This window comes from Streptomyces sp. NBC_00846 (assembly GCF_045207325.1).
In the GTDB taxonomy this organism is placed as follows: Bacteria; Actinomycetota; Actinomycetes; order Streptomycetales; family Streptomycetaceae; genus Streptomyces.
The window spans coordinates 7786994-7808802 of record NZ_CP108846.1 but is presented as its reverse complement, the minus strand read 5'-3'; the positions used below and the strand labels follow the sequence as shown (position 1 = coordinate 7808802).

Here is a 21809-nt window from a genome sequence, read left to right as displayed (position 1 = left end):
GGGGTTCGGCCCCTTCTTGAACTGCGGCTTGGGCTTGGTGTACACGGTGACGTCGACGGAGGTCGTCCGGCCGGCGGTGGTGCGCACAGTCGCGCTGATGTACGTGCTGGACGTACCGGGGACCTGGACCGTGCGCTGGCCAAGCCGCTGACCGCCCCGAGGACTCAGGCCCGAGCACTGGCCAGGGTCCACCGTGACGATCCGCAAGGGAAGACCCGGAGCGGCCAAGGTCCAAAGCGCGGTGGACAACATCGCCCTCGCCGCCGCGCCGCCGCGGCACCCCGCGTGGCTCCGGACCGGGCCGGACCAGTGGGACATCGGGCGCACCTTGTGCGCCACGAGGCGCTCTGTTTGTATCCCTGGCTCAGCCGGGAGGAATTCGGAAGGAGGTTCCGGGCCGGATGAATTACCTGGATCCGAAAGGTGAAGGGGACAACAGCATGTCAGAAAACCCGTGACCGGGCTCAGTTGTCAGAAACGGTGTGCTGGGCGGCCCGCACGATATGGCGAAGACTGGATTGTTTGAAGCCAAATCTCCAGAAGATGCAAGTTCCCATCCGCCGGAAAGACGACTGAAACCGGCGCCGTGCTCTGCCCTGGATTCGAAGGTTGTCCGGGGCACTTCCGGAGCTCGGAGCGATGTCCAGCGAGGACATCCAAGGAGATGAGTGGGATGCCTAAGTGGTCGGCCTGAAGTCCTTCGGGGGTTGATCATGCTGTGAGTGCGGCGGAGGATTGTTCCTGTCGGTCGGCGGTGTGCCGGTCGAGCCTGGCCAGCAGATCGTCCAGGTCGGAGGTGGTGAACTTCCACTGGAACGGCTGTGCCGTGGCGTTGTAGCGGTCTTCGAAGGCTCGGAGCCGGTCCCCGACCTGGGCGAGGTCGGTGAAGTCGTTGGGCGTGACGACTTTGCGCTGCACGACGGAGAAGTAGATCTCCACCTGGTTCAACCAGCTGGCGTGGACCGGGGTGTGGACCATGACGGCGTTCGGGAACGCCTTGGTCAGCCGGCCGGCGGCCTTCTGGCCGCGGTGGGAGGAGCCGTTGTCGACGATCCAGAACACGCGCTTCGCGCTGGCGTAGGGCTCCCGGCTCATGACCTGGGCGACCAGGTTCATGAAGGGGTCGATGCCGGTGGTCGGCTCGCAGCGGCCGGACACCGTGGCCTGGTGGACGTCGTAGGCGGCCAGGTAGGCCAGCGCGCCGCCGCGGCCGTAGGTGTGGTTGACGCGCATCGCGCGGGCCTGGCCGGGGGCGAGGGTGGGGTGGCAGCGGCAGCGGGCCTGGATGGAGGTCTTCTCGTCCGCGCTGATGACGTACTCGTCCTCGCCGAGCGGGACGCCCTGCCAGGTGCGGGCGTACAGGTCCAGCACGCGTTCGGCCTTGGCGCGGAAGTCGGGGACGGTGATGAAGATCCACGAGTGGTGCTGCCAGGGTTTGAGTGCGTCGTCCTTGAGCCAGCGGCGCACAGTGGAGGCGGAGATGGGGCCGGTGATGCCGCGTGCCGCGAGTTCGGCGGCCAACTCCGGGCACGACCACCGCGCCAGCGGCGCCCCGGTCTCGGCGGGCAGGCGGCAGGCCAGCGCCTTGGCCTCGGCCACCTGCAGTGCCGTGAACGATGGCGGGCGCCCCGACCGCTCGCGGTCGGTCAGACCGGCGAGACCGTGCTCGGCGAACCGGCCGCGCCAGCAGCGGACCGTGTCCAGGTGCAGGCCGGTCTCGCGGGCGATGCGCGCGTTGCCGCGTCCGCGTGCGGCGTGCAGCACCACCTGCGCGCGCATCCGCAGCCGGTGCTCGGTCTTGTGGCCGTAGGCCATCTTCTTCAGTCGCTCGCGCTCGGCGGCGCGCAGGACTATCGGGCGGGCAGCGGCAACGGGCAAGGCAGGAAGGCCGATCGGGAGAAGTGGATCACGACAGGCCTCAGCCTGCCGCATCCGGCCCCCGGCCCCCGGCCCCCGGCCCCTCGGGCAGGATGGCCGTCATGCCCACGCCTTCGGAACACACCCGGCTCTCGCTCGAGCAGCGCCTCGGCGAGCACGCCCGCACCGCCTGGCCGCAGCTGAAGCAGCTGCACGTCCACCACCGCGGAGCCTTCGCCTACGTGCAGGGAGAGCTGGTAGACGGCGAATTGGTCAAGCTGATGCGCCTGCGCTACGGCGGAACCGCCAGCAGGTGGGGCTTCGCCCTTTACTACGCCAGCGGCGACCGCTACGAAGACGCCCTGCTGCCCACCGGCAGCCCCACGGGCACCCCCGAAGACGCCCTCGACTGCGCCTGCTGGCTCCACCTCACCGCACCCGACATCTGACCCGGGCACAGGCACGAAGCCGGCTCCGGAGTCGGTGCTGGCAGTGGTATCGCCGCAGTCGCAGGCATGCCGCTGGAATTGGTCCATCCGGCGCCCGGATTAGCCCGGGGTGTGCCGGAGCGCCCGTCCGACCCGTCGTCAGTCTGGCGGGGACGTGGTCGTGGTGAGGCGGGTTGTCTGGGCTTGTTGCACCCGGCGGGCCGTCTGGAGGAAGTCCAGGATGACGGCCAGCTGGTTCTCGTTGTAGCGGCTCAGGGCCTGTGCTCCGGCTTGGCCGACGGGTCGGAAGATCTCAGCCTCGACGGTGCGGGCCGCATCGGTGGCAGTGACGAGCACCCGGCGCCGGTTGTCATGGTCGCGGGTGCGGGAGGCGTAGCCAGCGCGTTCGAGGCGGTCGATGGCCGTGGTTGTCGCCGCGGGGCTGAGTTTGACGGCGGCGCTGATCTCGCCGGCCGACAGGGGCCCGCTGCCCAGCACCACGTCCAGGCAGCGCAGGTCGGTGCGGTTGAGCCCGAGGCGGGCGGCGACGGCTTCGTCGAAGGCGTCGAAGCATTGCTGGAGCAGCCGGAGCTGCATCGCGATGTCATCCACCCGGTCATCTTTCGACATTCGAAGCTTCCCGCTATCGTAAGTTACGTCTATCGAAGTAACCGTACCTGCGGAGGCGCGCCATGCACACCCAGCCGCACGCGGATGACCTCCAGATCCGCCACCTCTTCGAGCGGTCCATGCAGGCATGGACCGCAGGCGACGCCGAGGCCTACGGCGCCTGCTTCACCGAGGACTCCGACTACGTCTCCTACGACGGCACCCGCGCCATCGGCCGCGCCCAGCACCAGGCCAACCACGACCAGCTCTTCCGCGGCGTGCTGGCCGGCTCGGCCCTGGTCGGAGAGCTGGAGTCGATCCGGCACATCGCCCCCGGCGTAGCGATCGTCCACGGCACCGCGTCGGTGCTCATGCCCTGGCGCTCCCAACTGCCCAAGCGGCGCCTGTCACGGCAGACCGTCGTCGTGGTCCGCACCGACCAGGGCTGGCGAATCGCCGCGATCCACAACGGCCGGGTACGGCCGATAACCGTGCCCGCGCCCGACGCGCTGCCCTCCCGGATGTCCCGGCTGATGACCCGCACCGCCCACCGCCTCGGCATCGGCCAGCGAACCGCCACCATCCAGCTCTGACACGACGCGCGCGGAGCACCCGTCAGGGGTCGGTCAACGCTCGGACCCGGCGGGGCACCAACGCGCCGACAGCGACCGCTACGAAGACCCCAAACTGCCCACCGGCGGCTCGGCAGCCGCGACGACGCCCTCGACGTCCCGCCAACTCCACCTCGCCGACCCTGAGCCCCGACGCAGCAGCACGCATAGCACCGACTCCGGCGTCAACCCCCGAAGGACTTCCGGAGCCGACCACTAAGCCGCGCTAGAACGTACAGACAGAGACGAACGTGGGATCGCCTACGGGACGCGAGTCCTATGGCGACGGAGGCCCCGTAGTAGTCGCCGGAGTCACGACCGGCCAGGGAGGACGGGAAAGCCGTCCACATCGGGCGAAGGGGGCCAGGTGATTCGGACACCACAGATCCATGAGGTATGCGAAATGCAGAGCGCCAAAACGGTGCTGGGTGTCCTGCGTGAACGCGGCAGGCATGGCCTGCCGTGCGAGGAGCTGTATCGGCAACTGTTCAATCCGCAGTTGTATCTGCTGGCCTACGGGCGAATCTACGCCAATCATGGCGCGATGACGCCCGGGGTCACGGAAGAAACCGTGGACGGCATGTCGCAGCGGAAGATCGACCGGATCACCGAGGCAATGCGCCACGAGCGCTACCGCTTCCGTCCGGTCCGGCGTGTCCATATCCCGAAGAAAAATGGGAAGACGCGTCCGCTGGGGCTGCCGACCTGGTCGGACAAGCTCGTCGGTGAAGTGATCCGCCTGCTGTTGGAGGCGTATTATGAGCCGACATTCTCCGACCGCTCCCATGGATTCCGCCCCCGCCGTGGCTGCCATACCGCTTTACGGGAGGTGGACCACACCTGGACCGGGACTTCCTGGTTCACCGAAGGGGACATCGCCGACTGCTTCGGCAGCCTGAACCACCAGGTCCTGATGTCGATCCTCGGCGAGAAGATCCATGACCAGCGGTTTCTGCGGCTGGTGCGCAACATGCTCAAGGCCGGATACCTGGAGGACTGGAAGTGGGGTGCCACGCTCTCCGGAGCGCCGCAAGGCGGAGTGGTCACGCCCCCAACGCAATGGGTAACTTCTGCTTCGAGGTGACGCTCGGCTACCGGCGCTTGGAACTCCTTCCTCGCGCGGAGGGTAAGGAGCGTCACAATGGGTAGTAGGTTTGTGACATGGTGCGTGGTGATCGTGTCGATAGCGTCGAGTACGCCCGGAGGGTCAACGCCGCCGCGGATCTGGTCGGGGCGGGTGTGCCCGTGGCCGCAGCCGCCCGCACGTTGGCGAGTAGGTACGGGGTGTCGGTGCGTCAGGCACGCCGGTATCTGGAGCAGGCCATGGCCGCTGGACATCTCGAAGTCCCCGAGTCGAGCGTGGTGTTCACTGTCAAGCTGCCGCAGTCGCTGGCAGGACAGATCCGCGCCCGTGCCCACGAGAGCGACCGGGCGATCTCCGCGGTGGTGGCCCAGGCCCTGGCCGAGTTTTTTGCAGCGGGATGCCCCGGAGGGCCGGCCGGGCCGGTGAGCGGCCGGCCGGTTCAGGTGGAGGCGGTCTTCGACCGTCATGCGGCGGCGGACTTGTCCGCGGCCTACCCGGCGTTGGTTCCGCAGCGGCGATCCCGGACACGGGATCGCCTGGAGCAGGCAGGAGTGAGCGATGACAACAAGTGTGGCGATCTACGCCCGGGTGTCCTCGGCCCGGCAGAAGAAGGACCAGACGATTCGCTCGCAGACCGCGGCCCTGCGCGCGCACGTCGCAGAACAGCGTCTTGAGCTGCCCGAGGAGTGGGTGTTCGAGGACGAGGGGCACTCCGGGGCGACCCTGGTGAGGCCCGCGCTGGAGCGGCTGCGCGACCTGGTCGCGCAGGTCGGCGTGGATGTGGTGCTGTGTTACGCGCCTGACCGCCTCGCCCGCAAGTTCGCTTACCAGGCCCTGCTGGTCGAGGAGTTCGCCCGGGCCGGCACCCGGGTGGAGTTCGTCCGCGGCCCACGCGGCGACAGCCCCGAGGACCAGCTGATGGTCCAGTTCCAGGGCATGTTCGCCGAGTACGAGAAGGCCCAGCTGATGGAACGCTACTGGCGCGGGAAGACCTACCGGGCCCGCTCGGGGTCGGTGAACGTGCTGGGCGGAGCCCCGTTCGGCTACCGCTACCTGCGCAAGACCCCCGAGTGCGGGGCCGCCTACGAGATCGTCGAGTCCGAGGCAGCACTGGTGGTCGAGCTGTTCCGCCGCTATACCGACGACGGGGCCTCCATCGCGGACCTGACCCGCTGGCTCACCGACAGCGGTACTCCCACCCGCACCGGCAAGACCCGCTGGGACCGCAGCGTCGTCTGGGGCATGCTCAAAAACCCCGCCTACCAAGGGCAGGCAGCCTTCGGCAAGACCCAGATCCTCCACGAGTCCCCGGGCCTCAACCGCCGGGCCCGCCTGGAGGGCCGCAGCACTCCGCGCGCCGTCAAGACCGCCGACCGCCCCCGCGAGGAGTGGATCACCATCCCCGTTCCCGCGCTCGTCACCCCGGCCACCTTCGAACGCGCCGCCCAGCGGCTCGCCGACAACAAACGCTTCGCCTCGCGCAACAGCAAGGTCCCCTCCCTACTTCAGGGGCTGTCGGCCTGCGTGAGCTGCGGATACGGCTACTACCGCACCTCGACCACTACTTCCTCCGGCAAGAAGATCTACTACTACCGGTGCCTGGGCTCCGACGACTACCGCTACGCGGGCGGCCGGGTCTGCACCAACAAGCCGGTCCGCGCCGACTACCTCGACACCGTCGTCTGGGACCACATCATCGGCATGCTCGCCGACCCGCACCTGATCCGGTCCGAGATCGACAAGCGCCTGGACCGCGCCCGCACCTCCGACCCCGCCACCCGCCAGCGCAGCCGTCTCGAACTGGCCCTCGCCAAGGCCACCGCAGCAATCACGCGCATGATCGAAGCGTTCCAGGAACAGCTGGTCACCATCGATGAACTGCGGGCCCGGATGCCCGGCCTGCGGGCCCGGGAGAGCAACCTGCGCGGCCAACTCGACACGCTGGAAGCCCAGTTCGCCGACCGCGACGCCTATCTCAAGCTCGCTGACGACCTCGAAGGCTTCCTCGCCCAGCTCCGCGAGAACGCTGGGACAGCCGAGGTCCCCGAGCGCCAGCGCGTCCTGCGGCTCCTCGTCAAGGACGTCCTCGTCGGCCCCGAGAAGATCACCATCCGGCACCGCATACCCGTACGTCAGCGCACCGCCGACGACCAGCATCAAGATCAAGACGCTACGGAGGGACTGGACGAGTTCGTCGAGACAGTCCTTGTTCCTGAGTACACCCGAGGGAAGCGCCGGGCCCGAAACCCGGCCTATCTGGAGTTGCAGAATCTGCTGGCGAAAGCCCGCCGGCGCGGCGACCGGGTCCAGGCCCGTGCACTGCGTCAGCGGATGGTCAGTCTGCCGAGTGCGGATCCGAACGATCCGGCATATCGCAGGCTGCGCTACACACGCTATGCGGACGATCACCTCCTTGGTTTCACCGGACCGAAAGCCGAGGCCTAGCAGATCAAGCAACGCCTGGCCCAGTTCCTGCGTGACGAACTCAGGCTGGAACTGTCCCAGGAAAAGACGCTGATCACTCACGCCCGCACCGGGGCAGCGAGGTTTCTCGGCTACGAGATCACAACCCAGCACAACGACATGGAGAAGACCGGCCGTTACCGTCGGGTCAACGGCCAGATCGCTCTCCGTGTCCCACGGGACGTGATCAAAGCAAAGTGCGCCCCCTACCTTGACCGCGGAGAACCCGCGAAGAGGACGGCCCTGACCAACAGCACCGATCACGCGATCGTGGCGACCTTCGGGACCGTCTACCGGGGCGTTGTCCAGTACTACCTGCTTGCCGGAGACGTCTTCCGGCTGCATCGGCTGCAATGGGTCATGGAAACCTCCATGCTCAAGACCCTCGCAACCAAGCACCGTTCATCGGTGTCGAAGATGGCCGCCAAGCACAAGGCCAGAATCGACACGCCCAACGGGCCCCGAGTCTGTTTCGAGTCCCGTATCGAGCGGAAGAACAGGAAGCCACTGGTGGCACGGTTCGGTGGGATTCCCCTCCAACGGCAGCGAACGGCGGAACTCGCCGATCGCGAGCCGGTCCGGGTGGACTATCCGCAGAAGGAACTCATCGCGAGACTCCTGGCGGACACCTGCGAAATCTGTGGAAGCAAAGGCAATGTGCAAGTGCACCACGTCCGTGCTCTCGCCGACCTCGCAAGCGCCGGATGGCAGCCTTCCGACTGGGCGCGCGTCACGCTCCAACGACGCCGCAAAACGGTCGTGGCCTGCGATGTTTGCCACGACCGCATCCACTCGGAACAGCCAGCCAGAACATTCACGCCGTAGTCACTGGAGAGCCGGATGACAGGGAAACCGTCATGTCCGGTTCGGCGGGAGGCCGCGCGGAACAGGACTCGCCCGCGGCGAGCACCTCACCGCGCGGCCGACCCAACCGCCTGACTCCACCAGTTCAAAAGATTCCGCATCCGCTACGAGATACGCGCCGGCCTCCACCTGGCCCTGCTCCAACTCACCTGCAACCACATCTGCTTGAGACGACTCCGAACCTCATTCCGAAGCGATCGGTCAGTCGCTGCCCACGCCCGGGAGAACCCCTGGCGGAATGAGAACGTCGTCCGGCGCCTCCCGTACCAAGGTTGGCGTTTCAGCCATCTCTTTGGATAAGGGAGGGAGTTGCTCCCATCAGATACGGCTGCCGGAGGCAGTGTCCGACGACAGCCGCTGCGCGAGGTAGATCGGTATGACGGAGAGCAGGACGAGGACGGCGTCGGTAGCGCGGTCGGCACCAGCAGTTCGGTAGAGCGGTCGCCGCCAGCAGTGTCGTTTCAGCGATGAAATCGCTGGACCGTACGGGTGAGTTCTTGGCTCAGGGGCTGTCGCAGGCATTTGCGGACTGTGTAAATCCGGGGTTGTGATCAAGAACCTCGTGTGGCGCGGACTCCCCGCGCTCACCCTCGCAGCCCTGCCCATCCTGGCCGCCGTTCCTGCCGCTGACGCCGTGGAGAACAGCCGTACCGTCCAGAGCACTCAGCTCCAAAAGGCCCTGCGGAGCGACTCCCACTTCTACGGGCCCGCCACCCTCGGCAAGAACCAGGCCTGGACGTCCGGCAGCGGCCGTACCGTCCTGCGTGTTCAGAGCGACGGCAACGTCGTCGTCTACAGGGACAACCGTCCCGCCTGGCAGGCCCCGAACGTATACCCCAACGCCGACCACCTCGTCATGCAGGAGGACGGCAACTTCGTCATCTACAACAGGGCCGGCCAGGCCATCTGGGCCGCCGGAACCTGGCACAAGGGCCGCTACCTCGCCGTCCAGGACGACGGCAACGTCGTCGTCTACAACAACGCCAACCAGCCCGTTTGGGCAACCAACACCGGCGACTGAGCGACAGTCCCGTATACGACAGGGCCCGGACCAGCCGTCCGGGCCCTGTCTTCTCCCCCATCGTTCGCTGCTCCCGCACATAGCGATGGCGGTTCATGGGCCCACCGCCCAAGTCATCCAGCCGATGGCGCTGCCTGTCGGATGCGCCGGGAGTTGTGGGTGGGTTGCCCGAGCGATGTGTCCATCGGGCGGTCGATAGCCTGGCTCCCATGAACAGAGGTGAGGGCACGGAGCGAACCGGTGGGGGCCTGGAGAGCCAGGAGTGGAGTGCGACGCGCTCCTGGGTGGAAAGAGGACTGCCGGAGTCGGAACGCATCGAGGATGTCACGCGGTTGCGCGGCGGGTGGACCTCGGAGATGCGCCGTCTGAGCATCTCGGGGCCTGGCGGCCGACGCTCGCTGGTCCTTCGATCCTTCGTCAAACCCTTCTTCCTTCGGCACTCGGAGGGCCTGCTGTCGCGCGAGGCAATGATCCTGCGCCTGCTCGGTGAGACAGACGTGCCCGCGGCCACCCTCGTGGACGTGGACGCGACGGCGGAGTACTGCGACCATCCCTCCTTGCTGATGTCGCTGCTGCCCGGGAGCGTCCGCCTGGCCGACCAGGGAGCCGACCGGCGCACCGACTTGCTGGCCGGCCGGCTCCTGCGCATCCATCAGGTGCCGGTCACCGAGGAGACCCGGCCCCGCACCTATCAGGCGTGGGCCACGCCCGAACGGGTGAACCCACCTGGCTCCTCAACGCGACCCGAGCTCTGGCGGCGGGCCGTGGACGTCATCCGACGCGAACCGCCGCACTACCAGCCCTGCTTCCTGCACCGGGACTTCCACCCCGGCAATGTTCTGTTCGAGGGCGACAACGACGATCTGCGGATCAGCGGCGTCGTCGACTGGGTGGAGGCCTCCTGGGGGCCGGCCGACCTGGACGTGGCCCACTGCTCGACGGCACTGGCCCTGCTGCACGGAGTTCCGACAGGCATGGGCTTCGCCGACCGGTACGTCGCGGCGGGAGGGACCCTGGCCGTTGAGCCCGCGGCACATCTGTACTGGCGGCTGCTGGACGCGTTGGCCTTCGCTCCGGATGCCGAGAAGGTCGGCGTCCCCTGGCACGAACTGGGCCGCACCGATCTGACCCCCACCGTGTTGTCCGGCAGGCTGGAGGAGTACATCCAGGCTCTTTTCGATCGGTACGCGTGAATCCCGCTCGGCACCCGTGGGCAGGACTTCAGGCCACGAGTTCTCCCAGCCCTCGACAAGCTGCCCGCGTTCGAAGCGGGCTCCGGCACGAATCAGGGGAACCGGATGGGCCGGCAGTGACCGAACGGGGCAGGATCGGCCGGTAGATCCGGATCGAGCGGTGGTGCGACCGCCGCCTCCGACCGAAAAGCGGCGGCCTCTCCCCCTACTCCGCTGTGTATCTACTCGCTGTGGACCGCCTCTCCGGCCACCAGGGTGAGCACGGCCCGGGTGCCGGCCACGGGCGTGCCGGGGGCGAAGAGGTCCCGGTCGAGGACCGCAAGGTCCGCGGCCATGCCCTCGCGCAGGCAGCCGGTCTCGTCGTCGTTGCCGTTCACCCATGCCGAACCGGCGGTGTAGGCGCGCAGGATGTCGGTGAGCCGCAGGCGCTGCTCGGGGCCGTACGGGCGGTCGGAGCCCGGCCAGTGGGCGTGCGCCGAGCCGGGTGGTTCGGTGCGGTGCACCGCGACGTGCATGGCCTGCCAGGGGTCGGCCGTGGTCACCGGCCAGTCGCTGCCGCCGGCGAGCCGGGCGCCGCTGTCGAGCAGCCGGCGGAAGGGGTACTGGCGCCGGGCGCGCTCCTCCCCCAGCAGCGGATCGACCAGCTCGTCCGTCTGCGGATGGTGGGTCGCCCAGAGGGACTGGATGTTGGCCGCCACCCCCAGCTCGGCGAACCGGCCGATGTCCGCGTCGTCGACCAGTTGCACATGCGCGATGTGGTGGCGTCGGTCGCGCACTCCATTGGCCCGCGAGGCAGCCGCGACCGCGTCCAGACACTCGCGGACCGCGCGGTCGCCGATCGCGTGGAAGTGGACCTGGAAGCCGGCCGCGTCCAGCCGGGTGACCGCCTCCGTGAGCAGTTCGGCGGGCACGTTGGAGTGGCCCAGGTTGCCGGTGGCGCACCCGCACTGGTCGAGATAGGGCTCCAGCAGGGCGCCGGTGCCGGTCTCCAGCACGCCGTCCTGCATGACCTTCACCGTGCCCGCCCGGAACCGGCGGCCGTGCTCGCCGCGCCGGGCCAGGAGATCGTCCAGCTGTTCCGGGCCGCGGTCACGGTCCCACCACAGGGCGCCGGTGACCCGGGCCTTCAGCAGCCCTTCCGCGTCCGCACGGCGGTAGGCGGCAAGTGTGTCACCGGCTCCGCCGTAGGCGCCGACGATGGCGTCCTGCCAGCCCGTGATGCCGTACCGGAAGAGGTGCTCCTGGGCATGGCGGAGCGCTGCGCGCTGCTCCTGCGGGGTGCTCTCCGGCATCACTCGGGCAACCAGGTCCATCGCGGCCTCGTGCAGCACCCCGGTGGGCCGGCCGGCCGCATCGCGCTCGATCCGCCCGGCCGCGGGGTCCGGTGTGGACGCGTCGATCCCGGCGCGTTCCAGCGCCACCGAGTTGACCCACGCCGAGTGGTGGTCGGCGTTGGGCAGGAAGACCGGCCGGTCCGGGACGACCGCGTCCAGCAGTTCCTTGGTGGGCCAGCCGCCCGGGAAGCAGTCCATGCCCCAGCCACCGCCCAGGATCCACGGACGGCCGGGGTCGGCCGCCGCGTACTCCCGGACAAGGGCGGTGCACTGTGCAGCGTCGGCGGCGCCGGTCAGGTCGCAGCGCAGCGCCTCCATGGCGCCCCAGACGGGGTGGATGTGCGCGTCCTGGAGGCCGGGCACCACGCTCCGGCCGGCCAGGTCGACGGTTTCGGCCGCCTGTCCGGCAACCGCCCGTACTTCGGTGTCGGAACCGACGGCGGTGATCCGGCCGTCGGCCACGGCGACGGCGGTCGCGTGCGGCCGTGAGTGGTCGCCCGTCCACACCTGGCCGCCGTGCAGGACGAGGGTCATGCCTCGGCCCGGTGGGTTCGCACCACGTACACCTTGCGGATCGTTTCGTGGACCTGCCAGGTGCCGCGCCAGCCGGCCGGCATGGCGAGGGTGGAGCCGGGACGCAGTTCGACACTTTCGCCGCCTTCGGTGTCGACGGTGGCGGTGCCGGACAGTACCTGGCAGATCTCGTCGTAGCCCTCGCGGGTGGCGGTGAATTGGCCGGGGTCGCACTCCCAGACGCCGACCTCGACGAGGCCGTCGGGGGACGTCCACAGGGTGTGGCCGGTCTCCTGCTGACCGGTGGTGCTGGTGGGCTTGGGACAGGCGGCGGGCAGGTCGGTGGTCACCGCGTCGGCGAGGAAGGCGACGGGGAAGACGGTGGTGTCCACAGGGGTGTTCACGAGGATCGGCTCCTTTCAGCGGCCGCTGATGACGTCGGCGATGCGTGCGATGGCGGAAGTGCGCTCCAGGCCGGAGTTCTCGTGCCGGTCGGCGGCACGGTACGCGACGTAGAGGCTGCGCACACCGAGCCAGCGCAGCGGCTCCGGTTCCCAGCCGCGCACCTGGCGGCCGACCCAGGGCAGCCGGGTGAGGTCCGTCTTCTGACGCAGGATCAGGTCGCGCAGGGTGCGTCCGGCGAGGTTGGTGGTGGTCACGCCGTGCCCGACGTAGCCGCCGGCCCAGCCCAGCCCGGTCCGCTCGTCCACGTGGACGGTGGCGCACCAGTCACGCGGCACACCCAGCACCCCGGACCAGGTGTGGTCGATCGCCACGTCCCGGGTGGCCGGGAAGTGCTGCCGCAGGATGGCCTGCAGTTGCATCTGGGTGGCGGTCCGGGTCTCGCCGCGTTGGTCGACGTGGGAACCGAACATGTACGGGATGCCGCGTCCGCCGATGGCGATCCGGCCGTCGGTGGTGCGCTGGATGTAGCAGTAGGAGTTCGCCTCGTCGCCGATCAGTTCGGCTCCGCGCCATCCGATCTCCTCCCACACGGTGGCGGGCAGCGGCTCGGTGACGATCATGCTGCTGTTCATGGGCAGCCACGACCGGCGGTGTCCGCGCAGCCCGGAGGTGAAGCCTTCCAGGGCCCGGATCACGAACGACGCCCGGACGGTGCCGTGCGGCGTGATGGCCTCGTGCGGGCGGATCTCGGTGACTTCGGTGCTCTCGTAGATGGTGACGCCCATCCGCTCGACCACGTCGGCCAGGCCCCTGACCAGCTTGGCCGGCTGGATGCGGGCGCAGTGCGGGCTCCACTGGGCGCTGCGGGCGCCGGCGACGCGGACGCGTTCGCCGAGTTCGTCGCGGTCCAGTTCGACCAGGTCGTCCTCGCCCCAGCCTTCGGCGCGCAGTGACGGCAGCCGGTCGCGCAGCCGCCGTTCCTGCGCGGCGTTGGTGGCGACGTGGAGCAGACCGTCCTTCTGGATGTCGGCCTCGATGCCTTCCTCGGCGGCGACGCGGACGACCTCGTCGACCGAGGAGAACATCTCGCGCTGCATGGCGACGGACGGCTCCTGGCCGTGTGCCTTGGCGTAGCGGCGCATCTGGCCGGGCGGCTCGGCGCTGAGCCAGCCGCCGTTGCGGCCGGAGGCCCCGAAGCCGGCGAACTCCTTCTCCAGTACGGCGATCCGCAGGTCGGGCTGGGCCTGCTTGAGGTAGTACGCGGTCCACAGTGCGGTGTAGCCGCCGCCGACGAGCGCGACGTCCACGTCCAGGTCGCCGGGGAGTGCCGGGCGACGGGTGGGAATGCCTCCCTCCCTGAACCAGAAGGAGACGTCGCCGTTGACGAAGGTGGGGCTGGTGGCGGGTGTTGCGGTGCTCATCGGCCGCTCTCCTGTGCGACGCCGGCAGGGGTCCGGCCGGCGGGGGTGGGTGTGTGGGTGGTGCCGGGCGTGTCACCGAGCAGGACGCCTCGCTCGACGTCCCAGACGACGGTGACCTCGTCGCCGTGGCGGACGTCGGACAGCCGGTCGGCCTGTTCGCGGGCGAGTAGTACGGTGCCGTCGGGCAGGGCGAGTTCGAGCTTGCGGCCGGAGCCCAGGTAGATCTCCTGGGTCACGCGGGCCGGCAGGGCGTTGGCCCCGGGGGCGACCGGTGCTCCGGCGGGCTGCACCCGCAGGTGTTCGGGGCGGACGACGACGGCGGCGTCGGTGCCGGTGCCGGTGCTGTCGGCGGGCCGGCCGGGTGCGCGTACGGTGCGGTCGCCGACCCGCAGGCACGAGTCGTCGCCGTCCGGTTCGATCTTCCCCCGCACGGTGGAGGACTCGCCGAGGAACTCGGCGACGAACAGGCTACGGGGCTTCTCGTACAGTTCGCTCGCGGTGCCGACCTGCTGGATGCCCCCGTCGTCGAAGACGGCGATACGGTCCGAGAGGACCAGCGCTTCTTCCTGGTCGTGGGTGACGAACACGAAGGTGGAACCGATCTCCCGGTGCACCCGCTTGATCTCCAACTGGAGCGATTCGCGCAGCTTCTTGTCGAGCGCGCCGAGCGGCTCGTCCATCAGCAGCACACTGGGCTCGTACACCACGGCCCGGGCCAGGGCGACCCGTTGCTGCTGTCCGCCGGACAGTTCGCTGGGCCTGCGGTGGCCGTAGCCGCCGAGCCGTACGGTCTCCAGGGCCGCCTCGACCAGTTGCGTGCGGCGGGCCTTGGGAACCTTGCGCTGCTTCAGCGGGAAGGCCACGTTCTGAGCCACCGTCATGTGCGGGAAGAGCGCGTAGTGCTGGAAGACCATGCCGATGTCACGCCGGTGCGGCGGCAGGTCCTGCATCTGGACACCACCGATGGTCAGCGTGCCCGAGGTGGCGGAGGTGAACCCGGCGATGATGTTGAGGGTGGTGGTCTTGCCTGAGCCGCTGGGGCCCAGCAGGGTCATGAACTCGCCTGGTTCGATGACCAGGGAGACGTCGTCGACGGCGACGGAGTCCGCGTACTCCTTGCGCACCTGCGCCAGTTCGATGCGGGCTCCGCGCGCCTTGATGAGGCTGGTCTCAGCGGACACGGTTCCTCCTGGAGGTGGCGAAGGTGGCGGCCAGTACGAGCACCGTGGTGAAGGCGATGATCAGGGTGGCGGCCGCGGCGATGGTGGGATCGGTGTCCCGGGTCACGCTGGCGAACATCATCACCGGCAGGGTCTGCAGGTAGGGGCTCTGGATGAACAGTGAGACCACCACCTCGTCGAAGCTGGTGACGAAGGCGAACAAGGCGCCGGAGACGACTCCGGGGGCGATCTGAGGCAACGTCACCTGACGGATCGCACCCCACCGGCTCGCGCCGCAGATCAGTGCGGCGTCCTCGAGCCGCCGGTCGAAGCCGCGCAGACTCGCCGTCACCGGAATGATCACGAACGGCAGCGCGAGGACGGTGTGGGCGGTGACGAAGCCGAACAGCGTGCCCAGCAGGCCGTACTGGAGGAACAGCGCGTACACGCCGATGGCCACGACCACGGTGGGCACGATCATCGGGGCGAGCAGCAGCCCGTAGGACGACTTCGCCCAGCGCGAGCCGGACCGGGTGAGCGCGATCGCGGCGGCGGTGCCCAGCACGGTGGCCACCACCGCGACCAGGACGCCCACCTGCAGCGAGGAGAGCAGCGCCTCGGTCCACCGGGGGTCGGTGAAGAAGTTGGTGTACCAGCGGCCGGACCAGCCGGTCGGCGGGAACACCAGGGACGCCTTGTCGGTGAAGCTGAGCGGGATCACCACGAGCGTCGGTGCGATGAGCCAGAAGCCCACCAGTACGCTGAACGCCCAGAGCGCGATCCGCGCGGGGCCGGGCCTCATCGGGCACCTCCACGGGTACGGGTGAGCCGCAGGACGACGCCGACCAGTCCCAGCAGGACCAGCGTGACCGCCAGCAGCACCACGCCTATCGCGCCGCCCCTGCCCCACGCGAGCAGCCCGTTGACCTGGGTGAAGATCTGCTGCGAGATCAGTGCCTGGTCGGGCGAGCCCAGCAGGGCGGGCGTCACGTAGAAGCCGAGCGAGGTAATGAACACGGTCAGCGCGCCGGCGCCTACGCCGGGCAGCGACAGGGGAACGAACACCCGCAGGAACGCGGTGGCGGGGCGCGCCCCCATGCCCTGCGCGGCGTCCAGCAGCCGCCGGTCGATACCGCTCATCACCGCGTACAGCGGCAGCACCATGAACGGCATCAGCACCTGCGTCATGCCGATCACCACCCCGGTGGTGGTACGGATCAGCTGCAGCGGACCCATCCCCACGGTGCCGAGCAACTGGTTGACGACACCGCTGTCCTGCAGCAGCACCACCCACGCGAAAGTGCGCACCATCAGGCTCGTCCAGAACGGCAGCAGTACGAGCAGGGTGAGCCAGACCCGCGCGCGGGCGCTGACCACGGTCATCAGGTAGGCGTACGGATAGGAGAGCACGAGCGTCACCAGGGTGACGACGGCACCGACGGCCAGCGTACGGACCAGGGTGGCGAGGGCGACGTCGCTGGTGAAGAACCAGGAGTAGTTGCCCGCTCCGGGCGCCGGGTCGGTGACGCTGCGCCAGGCCATCAGGCCCAGCGGCACGAGGAACAGCACAGCCAGCAACAGCAGCGAAGGCAGCAGCAGCCATCCCCACCGGTCACCGGTGCCCTTGGGGCGCCGGCCGGCGGCCGGGGCGGCGATCTCGATCAGGGCGGTCATGGGTCAGCGCGCCAGCCAGTCGGACCACTTCTGGATGATCTGTTCCTGGTTCTGCGCCCACCAGGCGTTGTCCAGCTTGAGGGCCTTCGCCTGGCGCTCGGGCGTGGAGGTCAGGTACGCGGAGGCGGCCGCGTCGATCTTCGGCTCGGCCTCGGAGTTGATCGGCGAGTAGGAGGTCAGCTCGGTGAGCCTGGCCTGTTGGCCGGCGCCCAGATAGTAGTTGATCAGGGCCATGGACGCCTTGGGGTTCTTGGCGTTCTTGGGCACGGCGAGGGAGTCGGAGACCGGCATGAACTGGTTCCACTGCGGGGCGAACTTCGCGCCGTTCTTCACGGCCGAGTAGGCACGGCCGGTCCACACCATCGCCATCGACACCTCGCCCGACTCCAGCAGTTGCTGGGATCGCGCACCGGTGTCCCAGAAGACCAGGGAGGAGCGGACGCCGGTGAGCTTCTTCAGGCCGCGGTCGACATCGAGCGGGAAGAGCTTGTCGGGGGCGACCCCGTCCGCGATCAGTGCCGCCTCCAGCGGGCCGGGGGCCGCGTCCGACGCCAACCCGGGTATGGCGCGCTTGCCGGGGAATTTGGCGGTGTCGAAGAAGTCCGCCCAGTCCTTTGGCGGGTTGGCGCCGAACTTGGACGTGTCGTACATGAGCACCATGCCGTAGGTCATGGCCGGCACCGAGCACTTGCCCACCATGTCCTTGGGCAGCTTCGAGGTGTCGACGATGCTGGTGTCGAGCGGCATGAGGAGCTTCCCGCACTGCCGTTCGGCCCAGATGGCGTCGGTGTCCACCACGTCCCATGTGACGTTGCCCGAGTCGACCTGCGCCTTGAGCTTGGTGTAGTCGGTGGGGCCGTCCGAGAGTATCTTCGCGCCGGATTCGGTGGCGAACGGCTTGACCGCGGCGGTCTCCTGACCGTCCTGGTAGATGCCGCCGTAGGAGGCGAACGTGAGGGTGACGCCGTCGAGGGCGCCCTTCTTCACGGTGCCCGCGGCGGCCGGGCCGGGGCCGAGATCGATGTCTCGGGCGGCGGGGGCACCGCCGGAGCAGGCGGTGAGGGCCAGCAGCAGTGCGCCACAGGCTGCTACTTTTCCGACGGTTCGTCCGGTCTTTTCGGGCATGGTCGTGCTCCAGAGCGAGGGATGAAGACGGGGAGGTGAAGAGAGGAGGGAAGGGAAAAAGGAGAGCGGGGGTCAGTCCGGTGTCGGCGGACTGATGATCCAGAGAATCTCGGCGGGCGTCTCACCGTCGTTGACGACCCGGTGCGGGGTGGAGGACAGGTACTCGATGCTGTCGCCGGCATGCAGAACGCGGGGGTGACCGTCCAGTTCGATCCGGACGCTGCCGCTGACCACCAGGAGGATCTCCTGCGAGTCCCCGTGGGTGTAGGCGTCGTCGCCGGTGGAGGCTCCCGGTTCGAACTCGCCCGCGTACACCTCCAGATGACCGAGCGGCCGTTGGGAGATCAGGAACTTCCGGCTCCCCGGGGCGGTCTGCAGCTTCGGCCGGTCGGCGCGCCGTACGACTCGCGGTCCTGTGGGACCGCTCTGGTCGAAGAGGTCGGCCACGGTGAGGCCGAGCGCCGCCGCGATGCGCCGCAGCATTCCGATGGAGGCGTTGGCCTGCCCGCGCTCCAACTGGCTGAGGAAGCCCGGGCTCGCCTGGGCAGCCGCCCCCAGGGCACGCAGCGACATGCGCCGCTTCATGCGGTACTCCCGGATGCGGGCACCCAGCGCCTCGTCGGCGAGCGCGTCGGAGCCGTCCTCGGAGGGGGTGGAAAGTGGTGACTCCGCCATGAGTAAACACCTGATGTGATGTCAGCGAACACTTTGTTCGCTGGTGTGGCACGAAACGTATGCCGAGGTGACGTGGCGCACAAGGGCCGCGGACGGCCTTCATCAGAACGTAACCGGAGCACGTGCGCCGGAGCGCCGTCCCGGGGCGGCGGGGGGTGTACGCGCGCAGCGTCGACGTGGTCGAGTGCCTCGGCCCTTCCGACGGGGCGTCGAGACGGGCCTGCCGCTGCGCGGGGACATCGTGCCTGCGATGCGCCGGCACCGTCCGGAGGTACTGGTGGCGGGCGGCTTCATGTTGGTAGGGACGGCTGTCGGTGCAGGGCAAGGGCCCCTCGGGGTGTCGTAGCGGGGCGCGACACCCCGTCCGTGCCCGAGGAGCTTTCGCCTGGGTATCAGCGTCGCCTGGTGAGCGGTCCGTTCAAGCCGTGACCCGGGTGAGCACGACGTGCTCGAACGACAGCTCTAGCTGCTCCTGCCACCCGCGTGCCACTCGTTCCCGGGAGCCACGGGCGGGGCGATCAGCGCCTCGTTCCGGTCACCGTCCATCAAGCACCTGCTGGGTGTGCCGCAGATGTCCGTTCGCGACCTGCTCGCCATACGCACGCCAGCCAAGTCGCCGGACGGCATCCGGAGGGTGCGCAGCGGCTGTTCCTGGTCGGCGAAGACGTACGGACCGGTACGGAATCCGCCCGTAGGCCGGGGCGTCCGGCACGGCCAGTGTTGCGCGGCCGGGTTGCGCCCCGCAGTCCCGGCGGTTGCTTGAACCGCCGGGACTGCGGGCTTCCCCGTCCGTCATCGACTTCGTCACCACCCGCTGCCGCGGCGGACCCGCCGTCGACACATCCGGGGCCTGGGGACGAACCTCTCGGTCAAGAAACCTTCGGCCCGCCGTGACGCGTGATCGAGGACGCGCGGCCGAAGCTACGCTTTCGGCCCCTGCGAGATGCGCACCATATTGCCCGACGGATCGCGGAACGCGCAGTCGCGCGGGCCCCAGGGCTGGTCCACGGGCTCCTGCAGCACCTCGGCGCCGGATGCCCGTACCTTCTCGAAGGCCGCGTCGAGATCATCGGTGCGGAAGATGATCTGCGGCAGAACACCCTTGGTGAGCAGTTCCTGCAGCGCGTCGCCATCGGCCTGGGATCGACCGGCGTGCGGTTCCGAGACCACGATCTCGACGTCCGGTTGGGCCGCGCTGCCGAGGGTGACCCAGCGGAATCCGCCCGAGGCGACGTCGTTGCGCACCTCGAGGCCGAGCGCGTCACGGTAGAAGGCCAGCGACTCATCCATATCGTTGACGGTGATGTGACAGTACTGGAGTGCGATGTTCATGCGGCCAACGCTAGGCGGCGCTGTCGCGGGCCGCTTCTCGAATCCTGCTCGATGCGTCTCTGGTCGGCCGGGTGCGTACCTTCGCCACGCATGCGGGCATCGCCGTCACAGCATGGTGCTCCCCGATGCGATACACGCTCGGCGGCTCCCCCAGAAGCTCGGTGAATCGCGAGCTGAACGAGCCGAGCGAGGTACAGCCCACCGCCATGCACGCGTCGGTCACGCTCATTCCCGCGCGCAGCAGCGCCATCGCCCGCTCAATACGGCGGGTCATGAGGTAGTTGTACGGCGTCTCCCCATAGGCGGCGCGGAACTGCCGCGAGAAGTGCGCCGGCGACATGAGGGCGTGGCGAGCCATCGCAGGAACGTCGAGCGGGCGTGCGTACTCGCGGTCGATCAGATCCCGGGCCCGGCGCAGGTGCGCGAGGTTGGCGAGGTCTTGCGGGGTCATGCAACGAAAGTACACCCCCGCTCCGTGAGCAACCCACCGACCTGCACCGAAAGGCTGAGCACCAGCTCTGGGCACTGGCCGGCCACGAGGGCCCTACCGTGAATCCCGGAACGAATGGTCAACCGGTGGCACCTACCGTCCGACGCCCGTAAGGACCAAGCGTACGAACGTACACTGTGGTGGGTACGATCATCCCATGAAGGACTACTTCGACGGGGACCCCCGCACGAACCGCGAGCGCATGCTTGCCGGAGACCTCTACATCGACGACGACCCGGAGAACACGCGCGCACAGCGGCGCGCGCTGCGTCTGGCCACCGAATATCAGGCCGCGTATCTGCAAGACCCTGATGACGCGCAACCGTTGCTCGCGGAACTCATCGGCAGTCTCGGTGCGGGTGTGTGCGTCAGGCCGCCCCTGTTCGTCGACTACGGCAGCCACATCAGCGTCGGCGAGGGAACCTTCATCAATTACCACCTCACCGCACTCGACGTCGCTCCGATCAGGATCGGCAAGGACTGCCAGATCGGTCCGAACGTGCAGCTGCTGACCCCTACCCATCCCGTCGAGCCACAGCCACGGCGTGACAAGCTGGAAGCCGCTCAGCCGATCACCATCGGCGACAATGTCTGGCTCGGCGGCGGCGTGATCGTCCTGCCCGGAGTCACCATCGGGGACAACAGTGTCATCGGCGCCGGGGCCGTCGTCACCAAGGACATCCCTCCGAACGTCGTTGCCGTGGGCAACCCGGCGCGAGTCGTCCGCGCGATCCAGGAGGACCAGGGTGGCCACCGGACGCATTGATCCCGAACGGCGCGAGCGCATCATCGACGCGGCGCTCGGCCTCATCGCCGACGAGGGCGTCGCCGGCGTCTCCCACCGCAAGGTCGCTGCCCGGGCAGGCGTCCCGCTCGGCTCGATGACGTATCACTTCCAGAACATGGACGAGCTGCTGCGCGAGGCGTTCACCCGCTTCACCGCGACCATCGTCGATGCCTTCGAGCAGCGTCTGGGCGCCGCCGCGACCCCCGACGAGGCACGCGAAGCGGTCGTCGATCTCGTCCACCATCTCTCCGGCGGCGACCAGCGCCAGTTGGTCCTCACCCATGAGCTGTACACGCTGGCTGCCCACCAGCCCGCCTACCGTGGTCTCACCAGGGAGTGGATGCGCCGGAGCCGCCGGATTCTCGAGCAGCATTTCACCCCCGCCACCGCCCGCCAGCTCGACGCCCTCATCGAGGGCCTCTCGATCCACCGCGCTCTGGACACCGAGCCGCACGACCGTGCCCTCACCGTCGAGGCCGTCGCCCGGCTCACTGCCGCGGAACCCACGGCGGTACGAGGGTCGGCCGACCACACCGACGGCGGCCTACCCACATGAGACCGCCCGGCCGACGCCCACCTGACAAGGCGCCGGCCGGGCACCCCCCTCGCCCACGAAGTCCCGTACGACGAAGGCGTATCCCTCCCGCGCAGGTGAGGCGTCCCCTCGTCGCTGCCTGGAGAACCACCGACCAGTGCGGGAAGGAATGCCGTGGCCGCCGCCGCCCTCGAGCGGACTCGGGCGCCCGGTCCCCGCAGCATCGCT

Annotated in this window: 18 protein-coding genes and 3 pseudogenes; 9 read left to right on the top strand and 12 right to left on the bottom strand. The window is 68.9% G+C overall.

Going from position 1 to position 21809, the window contains the following annotated elements; translation table 11 throughout:
• Positions 1–711: 711 nt before the first annotated feature.
• Entirely contained in the window at positions 712–1878 is a 1167-nt protein-coding gene (locus OG936_RS35985) for an IS630 family transposase (protein ID WP_406499985.1), read from the bottom strand.
• Between the two features lie 101 nt (positions 1879–1979).
• On the opposite strand from OG936_RS35985, the gene OG936_RS35980 reads away from it, so the two are divergent.
• Positions 1980–2306: a hypothetical protein gene (locus OG936_RS35980; protein WP_406499984.1), complete on the top strand. Its 327-nt coding sequence runs from the start codon at positions 1980–1982 to the stop codon at positions 2304–2306.
• Between the two features lie 138 nt (positions 2307–2444).
• Here OG936_RS35980 and OG936_RS35975 read toward each other — a convergent pair whose 3' ends face one another.
• A complete protein-coding gene (locus tag OG936_RS35975; RefSeq protein ID WP_406499983.1) occupies positions 2445–2915 on the bottom strand; it encodes a MarR family winged helix-turn-helix transcriptional regulator in 471 nt (156 codons plus the stop codon).
• 62 nt (positions 2916–2977) lie between these two features.
• On the opposite strand from OG936_RS35975, the gene OG936_RS35970 reads away from it, so the two are divergent.
• The 6 genes and pseudogenes from OG936_RS35970 (at position 2978) to OG936_RS35945 (ending at position 10130) form a co-directional block, all read left to right on the top strand.
• Entirely contained in the window at positions 2978–3487 is a 510-nt protein-coding gene (locus tag OG936_RS35970) for an SgcJ/EcaC family oxidoreductase (protein WP_406499982.1), read from the top strand.
• A 421-nt stretch (positions 3488–3908) separates the two neighbouring features.
• A pseudogene (locus OG936_RS35965) lies at positions 3909–4556 on the top strand (reverse transcriptase domain-containing protein); the annotation flags it as partial.
• A 591-nt stretch (positions 4557–5147) separates the two neighbouring features.
• Positions 5148–6272 (top strand): annotated as a pseudogene (locus OG936_RS35960) (recombinase family protein); the annotation flags it as partial.
• A gap of 498 nt (positions 6273–6770) precedes the next feature.
• Positions 6771–7877 (top strand): annotated as a pseudogene (locus OG936_RS35955) (group II intron reverse transcriptase/maturase); the annotation flags it as partial.
• Positions 7878–8463: 586 nt separating this feature from the next.
• Complete coding sequence (locus tag OG936_RS35950; RefSeq protein WP_406499981.1) at positions 8464–8937, top strand: hypothetical protein; 474 nt, start codon at positions 8464–8466, stop codon at positions 8935–8937.
• A gap of 209 nt (positions 8938–9146) precedes the next feature.
• On the top strand, positions 9147–10130 hold the full coding sequence (locus OG936_RS35945; protein ID WP_406499980.1) for a phosphotransferase family protein: 984 nt from the start codon (positions 9147–9149) through the stop codon (positions 10128–10130).
• 221 nt (positions 10131–10351) lie between these two features.
• On the opposite strand, the gene OG936_RS35940 is transcribed toward OG936_RS35945, so the two are convergent.
• The 10 genes from OG936_RS35940 to OG936_RS35895 all read right to left on the bottom strand — a co-directional run bounded on the left by OG936_RS35940 (position 10352) and on the right by OG936_RS35895 (position 20220).
• On the bottom strand, positions 10352–11998 hold the full coding sequence (locus OG936_RS35940) for an amidohydrolase (protein WP_406499979.1): 1647 nt from the start codon (positions 11996–11998) through the stop codon (positions 10352–10354).
• Positions 11995–12381: a cupin domain-containing protein gene (locus tag OG936_RS35935; RefSeq protein WP_406499978.1), complete on the bottom strand. Its 387-nt coding sequence runs from the start codon at positions 12379–12381 to the stop codon at positions 11995–11997. The genes OG936_RS35940 and OG936_RS35935 overlap by 4 nt, the downstream gene beginning before the upstream one ends.
• A gap of 15 nt (positions 12382–12396) precedes the next feature.
• Positions 12397–13803, bottom strand: a complete 1407-nt coding sequence (locus OG936_RS35930) for an NAD(P)/FAD-dependent oxidoreductase (protein ID WP_406499977.1) — start codon at positions 13801–13803, stop codon at positions 12397–12399.
• Complete coding sequence (locus OG936_RS35925; RefSeq protein ID WP_406499976.1) at positions 13800–14984, bottom strand: ABC transporter ATP-binding protein; 1185 nt, start codon at positions 14982–14984, stop codon at positions 13800–13802. The genes OG936_RS35930 and OG936_RS35925 overlap by 4 nt, the downstream gene beginning before the upstream one ends.
• Positions 14974–15765: an ABC transporter permease gene (locus OG936_RS35920; RefSeq protein WP_383759369.1), complete on the bottom strand. Its 792-nt coding sequence runs from the start codon at positions 15763–15765 to the stop codon at positions 14974–14976. Before OG936_RS35920 ends, OG936_RS35925 begins: the two co-directional genes overlap by 11 nt.
• Positions 15762–16637 (bottom strand): ABC transporter permease, encoded by an 876-nt coding sequence (locus OG936_RS35915; protein WP_383759367.1) that lies wholly within the window; start codon positions 16635–16637, stop codon positions 15762–15764. The genes OG936_RS35920 and OG936_RS35915 overlap by 4 nt, the downstream gene beginning before the upstream one ends.
• Positions 16638–16640: 3 nt before the next feature.
• Positions 16641–17762 (bottom strand): ABC transporter substrate-binding protein, encoded by a 1122-nt coding sequence (locus OG936_RS35910; RefSeq protein ID WP_406499975.1) that lies wholly within the window; start codon positions 17760–17762, stop codon positions 16641–16643.
• A 72-nt stretch (positions 17763–17834) separates the two neighbouring features.
• Entirely contained in the window at positions 17835–18437 is a 603-nt protein-coding gene (locus tag OG936_RS35905; protein ID WP_266751401.1) for a helix-turn-helix domain-containing protein, read from the bottom strand.
• Positions 18438–19358: 921 nt separating this feature from the next.
• Entirely contained in the window at positions 19359–19769 is a 411-nt protein-coding gene (locus OG936_RS35900; RefSeq protein WP_266751399.1) for a VOC family protein, read from the bottom strand.
• A gap of 10 nt (positions 19770–19779) precedes the next feature.
• Positions 19780–20220 (bottom strand): helix-turn-helix transcriptional regulator, encoded by a 441-nt coding sequence (locus tag OG936_RS35895; RefSeq protein ID WP_406499974.1) that lies wholly within the window; start codon positions 20218–20220, stop codon positions 19780–19782.
• A gap of 196 nt (positions 20221–20416) precedes the next feature.
• Here OG936_RS35895 and OG936_RS35890 point away from each other — a divergent pair, with 196 nt between their 5' ends.
• Both OG936_RS35890 and OG936_RS35885 read left to right on the top strand, forming a co-directional pair.
• Positions 20417–21025, top strand: a complete 609-nt coding sequence (locus OG936_RS35890; RefSeq protein WP_406499973.1) for a sugar O-acetyltransferase — start codon at positions 20417–20419, stop codon at positions 21023–21025.
• Entirely contained in the window at positions 21006–21602 is a 597-nt protein-coding gene (locus OG936_RS35885) for a TetR/AcrR family transcriptional regulator (RefSeq protein WP_406499972.1), read from the top strand. The genes OG936_RS35890 and OG936_RS35885 overlap by 20 nt, the downstream gene beginning before the upstream one ends.
• The last annotated feature ends 207 nt before the right edge of the window (positions 21603–21809 follow it).